The organism is Stenotrophomonas sp. 05L44_2 (assembly GCF_056665995.1).
The window spans coordinates 1-6,991 of sequence record NZ_JBFTNR010000148.1 but is presented as its reverse complement, the minus strand read 5'-3'; the positions used below and the strand labels follow the sequence as shown (position 1 = coordinate 6,991).

Sequence of the window (6,991 nt, the reverse complement as noted above, 5' to 3'; positions counted from 1 at the left end):
GTCCACCTTCAGCGCGTGGTACACCTTCGGCACCGACTCGCGGGGGAATTCGACGTCGACGACGGCGCCGATGATCTGAACGATCTTGCCCTGACTCATTGCTGCATCCTCTAAATGTGTGCTTTTAACGAACGCGGTCAGACTGCTGCCGCGCCGCCGACGATTTCGGAGATTTCCTGGGTGATCGCTGCCTGGCGGGCCTTGTTGTAGACCAGCTGCAGGGTTCCGATCAGCTTGTTGGCGTTGTCACTGGCCGACTTCATCGCCACCATGCGCGCGGCATGCTCGGAAGCGACGTTTTCCAGCAGCGCCTGGTACACCAGCGACTCGATGTAACGCGTCATCACGTGCTCGAGCACGGTCGCGGCATCGGGTTCGTACAGGTAGTCCCAGTCGTGGTGCGCAACCTGCTTCTCAGCGGCCGGCAGCGGCAGCAGCTGATCGAAGCTGGCCTTCTGCGTCATCGTGTTGACGAAGCGGTTGTAGACCAGGTACACACGGTCGACCTTGCCTTCGGTGAAGGCGTCGAGCATGACTTTGATCACACCGATCAGCGATTCCAGCTTCGGCGTGTCGCCGATGTGGGTCACCGTGCCGACCATGTTCACCTTGACCCGGCGGAAGAAGGTCGATGCCTTCTGGCCGATGGTCACCAGGTCCACTTCGGCGCCCTTGTCCTGCCAGGCCTTGGCTTCGCCAAGCATCCTGCGGAACAGGTTGTTGTTGAGGCCGCCGGCCAGACCGCGATCGGAGGAGATCACGATGAAACCGACCCGCTTGACCTGCTCACGCTCGACCAGGAACGGATGCTGGTAGTCGGTGCTGGCCTGCGCCAGGTGGCCGATCACCTGCTTCATCGCCTGCGCGTACGGACGCGAGGTCTTCATCCGATCCTGCGCCTTGCGGATCTTGGAGGCCGAGACCATTTCCAGGGCGCGCGTCACCTTGCGGGTGTTCTGCACGCTCTTGATCTTGGTTTTGATTTCGCGTCCGCTTGCCATCTTTTATTCCCGTGGCGCGGGGCCGGGGCCCCGCGTTGTTCAACCGTTTGATCGTCTGGTCCAGCGGAGCATCGCTCCGCTCTACAGGACCTCGATTACCAGCTGCCGGTGGTCTTGAACTCGACGATGCCCTTCTTGAAGGCACCTTCGATGTCGTTGTCCCAACCGCCGGTGGCGTTGACCTTGCCGATCAGTTCGCCCTGGGTATTGGCGAAATGCGCGTGCAGGCCTTCTTCGAACGCCAGCAGCTTGCTGACCGGCACGTCGTCGAGGTAACCCTCGTTGACGGCGTAGATCGACAGCGCCTGGTTGGCGATCGACATCGGCGCGTACTGCTTCTGCTTCATCAGCTCGGTGACGCGCTGGCCGCGCTCAAGCTGCTTGCGGGTGGCTTCGTCCAGGTCCGAGGCGAACTGCGCGAACGCAGCCAGCTCGCGGTACTGGGCCAGCGAGATACGGATGCCGCCGGACAGCTTCTTGATGATCTTGGTCTGCGCCGAACCACCGACGCGCGACACCGAGATACCGGCGTTCACGGCCGGGCGGATGCCGGCGTTGAACAGATCGGTTTCCAGGAAGATCTGACCGTCGGTRATCGAGATCACGTTGGTCGGMACGAACGCGGAMACGTCGCCGGCCTGGGTYTCGATGATCGGCAGCGCGGTCAGCGAACCGGTCTTGCCGGTCACCGCACCGTTGGTGAACTTCTCGACGTACTCTTCGGACACGCGGGCAGCGCGCTCGAGCAGACGGGAGTGCAGGTAGAACACGTCRCCCGGGTAGGCTTCRCGGCCCGGCGGACGCTTCAGCAGCAGCGAGATCTGGCGGTAGGCCACGGCCTGCTTGGACAGATCGTCGTACACGATCAGCGCGTCTTCGCCGCGGTCCATGAAGTACTCGCCCATGGTGCAGCCCGAGTAGGCGCTGATGTACTGCATCGCGGCCGATTCGGACGCGGTGGCAGCCACCACGATGGTGTGCGCCAGGGCGCCGTTCTCTTCCAGCTTGCGCACGATGTTGGCAACGGTCGAAGCCTTCTGGCCGATCGCTACATACACGCACTTGATGCCGGTACCCTTCTGGTTGATCACCGCATCGATGGCCAGTGCGGTCTTGCCGGTCTGGCGGTCACCGATGACCAGCTCGCGCTGGCCACGGCCGATCGGGATCATCGAGTCGACCGACTTGTARCCSGTCTGCACCGGCTGGTCGACCGACTTRCGCCAGATCACGCCCGGAGCAACGCGCTCCACCGGAGCGGTCAGCTGGGTGGCCAGCGGGCCCTTGCCGTCGATCGGCTCGCCGAGCGCGTTGACGACGCGGCCCAGCAGTTCCGGACCGACCGGCACTTCCAGGATGCGGCCGGTGGTCTTGGCGACGTCACCTTCGCGCACGTTCTCGTAGCCACCCAGGACCACGGCGCCGACCGAGTCGCGCTCCAGGTTCAGGGCCAGGGCAAAGGTGTTGTTCGGCAGTTCGATCATTTCGCCCTGCATCACGTCGGCCAGACCGAAGATGCGCACGATGCCGTCGGACACGCTGGTCACGGTGCCTTCGTTGCGCGATTCCGCGGCCAGCTTGACCTTCTCGATGCGGTTCTTGATCAGTTCGCTGATTTCGGAGGGGTTGAGCGTGGTTGCCATCGTCAAGTCCTAGTGCCGGCAGCGGGGCCGGACGTTAAATGAATTCAGTTAGCGAGCGCGGTCTGCAGACGGGCCAGCTTGCCCTTCAGCGAACCATCGATGACCACGTCGCCGGCGTCGATCACAGCGCCGCCGATCAGCGAGGCGTCGACCGCGGTGGCCACTTCGACCTCGCGGTTGAAGCGCTTGCGCAGCGCGGCCTTGATCGCGTCCAGCTCGGCAACCGACAGCTCGGCCGCGGAGGTCACCGTGGCCTTGACCACGTGCTCGGCCTCGGCGCGCAGGGCGTCGAACATGCCGGCGATCTCCGGCAGCAGCGGCAGACGATGCGACTCGGCAAGCACAGCCAGGAAGCGCGAGTAGGTCTCGCCGCGGGACTCCGGCGCCAGCAGGGCGATGGCGTCATCGCGACCCAGCTCCGGGTTGGCGAGCAGGGCCGCCACGCGCGGGTCGGCGGCGACGTGGGCGGAGAACGCCAAAGCGTCCGACCACGGCGCGAACGCGCCTTCGTCACGCGCGGTCGCGAAGGCGGCGCGGGCGTACGGGCGGGCAAGCGTGAGGGCCTGGCTCATCCTTAAATCTCCGAGGCCAGCTCGTCGAGCAGCGCCTTGTGGGCGTTGGCGTCGATTTCGCGCTTGAGCAGCTTTTCGGCACCGGTCACGGCCAGCGCGGACACCTGCTTGCGCAGATCTTCACGGGCACGGTTGGCGGCGGCGTCGATTTCGGCCTGGGCCAGGTCCTTCTGACGGGTGGCTTCGGCAACAGCTTCGTTGCGGGCCGCGTCGACGATCTGGTTGGCACGCGCGTGGGCCTGGTCGATGATCTCGTTGGCCTTGGTGCGGGCTTCCTTCAGCGCTTCATTGACCTTGTCCTGCGCCTGGGCCAGATCTTTCTGGCTGCGGTCGGCAGCAGCGAGGCCTTCAGCGATCTTCTGCTGGCGCTCTTCGATCGCGTTCATCAGCGGYGGCCAGATCTTGGTCGCGATGAGCCAGATCAGGGCGGCAAAGGCCAGGGCCTGGGCGATGAGGGTAAAACCGATATCCATGGGGTTCGCTCAGTCGGTTGTGACGGGATGGATGCGCCGCCACACGGGCGGCGCCTCCGAACCTTCATCCGCGACCAGGCGCCTGCGGCGCCCGGTCGTTTCACTTTCGCTGGATCAGCCAGCGATTGCCGGCAGGCGCGAGATGAACTCGCCGACCAGCGGGTTGGCGAAGGCGAACAGCAGGCCCACGGCGACCGAGATGATGAAGGCGGCGTCGATCAGGCCGGCGGTGATGAACATGCGGACCTGCAGGACCGGGATCAGTTCCGGCTGGCGCGCGGCCGACTCCAGGAACTTACCGGCCATGATGGCCAGACCCAGACCGGCGCCCAGCGCGGCCAGGCCGATCATGATGCCGACGGCGAGGACGGTGGAGCTCTGAACTTGGGCGAGATTGGTCAGGACGGCGAAGTACATGGTTTTCTCCAGGAACTTGATTGCTAAGGGTTTAGAAACAAACGGATGAAGGGTGAAGCGAAACTCAGTGAGCGTCTTCCGACAGGCTCAGGTACACGATGGACAGCATCATGAAGATGAAGGCCTGCAGCGGGATCACCAGCAGGTGGAACAGCATCCAGCCGAAGCCGGCGAACGCGCCTGCAAACATGCCGGCGATACCTGCACCGCCCAGCACCCAGATCAGCAGGAACACGATTTCACCGCCGAACATGTTGCCGAACAGTCGCATCGCCAGCGAAATCGGCTTGCTCAGCCACTCGACGATGTTCAGGATCAGGTTGAACGGCATCATCCACTTGCCGAACGGTGCGGTCAGGAATTCCTTGGTGAAACCACCAATACCCTTGGCGCGCAACGCGAAGAACAGCATCAGGAAGAACACGCTGATCGACATGCCCAGGGTGGCATTGACGTCAGCGGTGGGGACCGGCTTCCAGTACGGCACGCCCATCAGTTCGAGCGGCTTGGCGATGAAGTCGGCCGGGATCATCTTGATGAGGTTCATCAGGAGGATCCAGAAGAAGATCGTGATCGCGATCGGGGTCACCAGCTTGCTGGTGCCGTGATAGGTGTCCTTGGCCTGGCGGTCAACGAACTCCAGGCAGATCTCGACGAATGCCTGCCACTTGCCCGGCACGCCGGAGGTGGCCTTGCGGGTCGCCATCCAGAAGGCGACGACCATCACCAGGCCCATCAGCAGCGAGGTTACCAGCGTGTCCACGTGGATCGCCCACGGGGTGCCATGACCTGCAGTCAGATTGTGCAGGTGATGCTGGATGTAGGAGGTGGGTGTAAGCGCCTCGCCTGCCATGTGTCCGGAACCTTAAGTTAAATGAATTCGATTAGCGCCTGGCCATGGCCAGGACCTGGAACATCAGCCCGACGGCGATACCGGCCAACAGCGCCAGTGCAGGCAGCTTGAAGACCAGGAACCCCACCATCAGGACACCAAAAACGAGCGCCCACTTGGCCACGATCGCAACGATCAGGCGTGCCATGGCCGAACCGGCCCCCAGCGCACCACCACCCAGCGCCATCCGTGCCGCCACCCAACCACCGGCCGAAACCGCCACACCGGATGCCAGGGCACCAAGGGCATACTTCGGCCCCACCAGCAGGAAGGCCAGAGCCAGGACAGCCACCGCGGCCAGCGGGTAGACCGCGGCGCGCAGCATCAGTCGCCGACCCGTTTCTACGGAGTTCAGCACAGGACGTCCCGCGTGGTTACAAGTGGATGGCTGAGGCGACTACAGCAGGGGGGGCCTCATCGAGCCGCCAAATTATAGCAATGGGACAATTTGCGAGACAACCGCTGCCTGTTCATATCGGAACAGCGCAAGTTGCGGTAAGGGCTGCGGTTTTGCAGCCCACCACGGGGACAATGCCATCTGCGCGATGTTGCGGTGCAGCGCATTGAACTTTGGTCGCAGGCGGCGGAACTTTCCGCCGACGGCAGTGGTCCCATCTTCCGACCTGCCTGCAGCTACCTCGTCGACGCTTCGCCTGCAGGTCCCCATGATGGCCCCGAAGCGCCGCTCCGGGGCCATCTTTTCGCAGGGCGCTGACAGCGCTGAACCGTCCACATCGCGTGGACCATACCTTCACGAATGGTGGACAGCGACGTCCGGCAAAGTGGCCTTCATTCCGATGAACCACTGCAAGGACTCTTTCGATGCGCTCCGTCCCCACCCTGCTCGCCCTCTCGCTTCTCGCCGCCGGCGCGTCGTTCGCCTCCTCCGCCCATGCCGCCGAAGGCGATGACCGCTTCGCCCTGCGCCTGGGTGCGATGAACATCGACTCGGACAACACCCTGCGCGGCAACACCAATGTCGCCGGCCAGGACATCGGCTTCTCCGAGGACTTCAAGCTGGGTGGCAAGGAATGGGAGCCGCGCATCGACGGCATGTTCCGCATCAGCAACCGCCAGCGCCTGCTGTTCAACTACTTCAAGTACGACAAGGACCGCCGCGAGACGCTTGGCCAGGACATTTCCTTCGGCAACGTCAACGTGCCGGCCGACAGCTTCGTCAAGGCCGAGCTGAAGTACCAGGTGGCCAGCCTGGTGTATGACTACTCGGTGGTGGACACCGAGAAGTTCGATCTCGGCCTGCAGCTGGGTGCCGAATACGCCAAGGTCAGCACCAAGGGCTACGCCGACCTGGGCACGGTGTATGAAGGCCAGTTCCTGGACGAGAAGACCGACGGTGTGGCGCCGGTGGTCGGTGCACGCCTGAGCTTCACCCCGTCCGAAAAGTGGATGATCACCCTGCAGGGCCAGTACCTCAACACGCGCTGGGGCAGCTTCGACGACTACAAGGGTGACCTCAGCCGCGCCAACGCGATCGTCGATTACCGCTTCACCCAGAACTTCGGCGTGTTCGCCGGCTACGACTGGTTCAAGCTGGATGCGGACAAGAAGGGCAGCGACGGCACCATCGGCCTGAAGCAGGAATTCAAGGGCCCGGTGGCGGGTATCAGCGTCACCTTCTAAACCCTGCTCCCCTTCCACAGCATTCTCTCTCCTGGCGCGGCCTCCGGAACATCGGGGGCCGCGTTTTTTTGTGGCTTCCTGGCAGAAGAGCAGAAGCGGGTTGGTCGAGCGCTGGAGGGAGAGGGGGCGGGGTGCGAATGTCCCCCGGCGCCGGCCTGCGGCCGTCACCTCCTCCTATACTTCGCACCCAGCCCCCTCTCCCTCCGCGTGTCAGGCATCCAGGCAGCCGCTGCGGTGGGAGTGGTTGTGGCTTCCGCCTTCCGCAAGCCGAGCCGCTGCGCGGGCGGCAGGCGTTTCGACAAAGTAAAGGAGGAGGCGACCGCCGAAGGCGGGCGACGGGGGACATTTGTCG

9 protein-coding genes are annotated in these 6,991 nt (G+C 63.8%); 1 reads left to right on the top strand and 8 read right to left on the bottom strand.

From position 1 onward, the window contains the following. From AC1VAN_RS07145 to AC1VAN_RS07110, 8 genes are all read right to left on the bottom strand, one after another. The coding region (locus tag AC1VAN_RS07145; protein WP_480985535.1) for a hypothetical protein at positions 1-99 on the bottom strand (99 nt) is incomplete at its 3' end. 38 nt (positions 100-137) lie between these two features. Next, positions 138-1,001: a F0F1 ATP synthase subunit gamma gene (gene atpG, locus AC1VAN_RS07140; RefSeq protein WP_025877359.1), complete on the bottom strand. Its 864-nt coding sequence runs from the start codon at positions 999-1,001 to the stop codon at positions 138-140. A 95-nt stretch (positions 1,002-1,096) separates the two neighbouring features. Next, positions 1,097-2,644 (bottom strand): F0F1 ATP synthase subunit alpha, encoded by a 1,548-nt coding sequence (gene atpA / locus AC1VAN_RS07135; RefSeq protein ID WP_025877361.1) that lies wholly within the window; start codon positions 2,642-2,644, stop codon positions 1,097-1,099. A gap of 44 nt (positions 2,645-2,688) precedes the next feature. Then, the gene (locus tag AC1VAN_RS07130; protein WP_025877363.1) at positions 2,689-3,216 is read right to left on the bottom strand and encodes a F0F1 ATP synthase subunit delta; all 528 of its coding nucleotides are present in this window, start codon (positions 3,214-3,216) and stop codon (positions 2,689-2,691) included. A gap of 2 nt (positions 3,217-3,218) precedes the next feature. Beyond that, positions 3,219-3,689: a F0F1 ATP synthase subunit B gene (locus AC1VAN_RS07125; protein ID WP_025877365.1), complete on the bottom strand. Its 471-nt coding sequence runs from the start codon at positions 3,687-3,689 to the stop codon at positions 3,219-3,221. Between the two features lie 114 nt (positions 3,690-3,803). After that, positions 3,804-4,106, bottom strand: a complete 303-nt coding sequence (gene atpE / locus AC1VAN_RS07120) for a F0F1 ATP synthase subunit C (protein WP_442252162.1) — start codon at positions 4,104-4,106, stop codon at positions 3,804-3,806. Positions 4,107-4,170: 64 nt separating this feature from the next. After that, positions 4,171-4,959 (bottom strand): F0F1 ATP synthase subunit A, encoded by a 789-nt coding sequence (gene atpB, locus AC1VAN_RS07115; RefSeq protein WP_025877369.1) that lies wholly within the window; start codon positions 4,957-4,959, stop codon positions 4,171-4,173. Positions 4,960-4,990: 31 nt separating this feature from the next. Then, the gene (locus AC1VAN_RS07110) at positions 4,991-5,323 is read right to left on the bottom strand and encodes a hypothetical protein (protein WP_032952006.1); all 333 of its coding nucleotides are present in this window, start codon (positions 5,321-5,323) and stop codon (positions 4,991-4,993) included. Between the two features lie 497 nt (positions 5,324-5,820). Between AC1VAN_RS07110 and AC1VAN_RS07105 the strand changes: the two genes are divergently transcribed. Further along, positions 5,821-6,639 carry a hypothetical protein gene (locus AC1VAN_RS07105; protein ID WP_025877373.1) on the top strand — a complete coding sequence of 273 codons (819 nt, stop codon included), beginning with the start codon at positions 5,821-5,823 and terminating at the stop codon, positions 6,637-6,639. Positions 6,640-6,991 lie beyond the last annotated feature (352 nt).

What these genes read in the sequence shown, in the direction of transcription:
- atpG (WP_025877359.1), bottom strand. Translation starts at nt 1,001, where the DNA reads ATGGCAAGCGGACGCGAAATCAAAACCAAGATCAAGAGCGTGCAGAAC.
- atpE (WP_442252162.1), bottom strand. Translation starts at nt 4,106, where the DNA reads ATGTACTTCGCCGTCCTGACCAATCTCGCCCAAGTTCAGAGCTCCACC.
- AC1VAN_RS07105 (WP_025877373.1), top strand. Translation starts at nt 5,821, where the DNA reads ATGCGCTCCGTCCCCACCCTGCTCGCCCTCTCGCTTCTCGCCGCCGGC.
- atpB (WP_025877369.1), bottom strand. Translation starts at nt 4,959, where the DNA reads ATGGCAGGCGAGGCGCTTACACCCACCTCCTACATCCAGCATCACCTG.
- AC1VAN_RS07110 (WP_032952006.1), bottom strand. Translation starts at nt 5,323, where the DNA reads ATGCTGCGCGCCGCGGTCTACCCGCTGGCCGCGGTGGCTGTCCTGGCT.
- AC1VAN_RS07130 (WP_025877363.1), bottom strand. Translation starts at nt 3,216, where the DNA reads ATGAGCCAGGCCCTCACGCTTGCCCGCCCGTACGCCCGCGCCGCCTTC.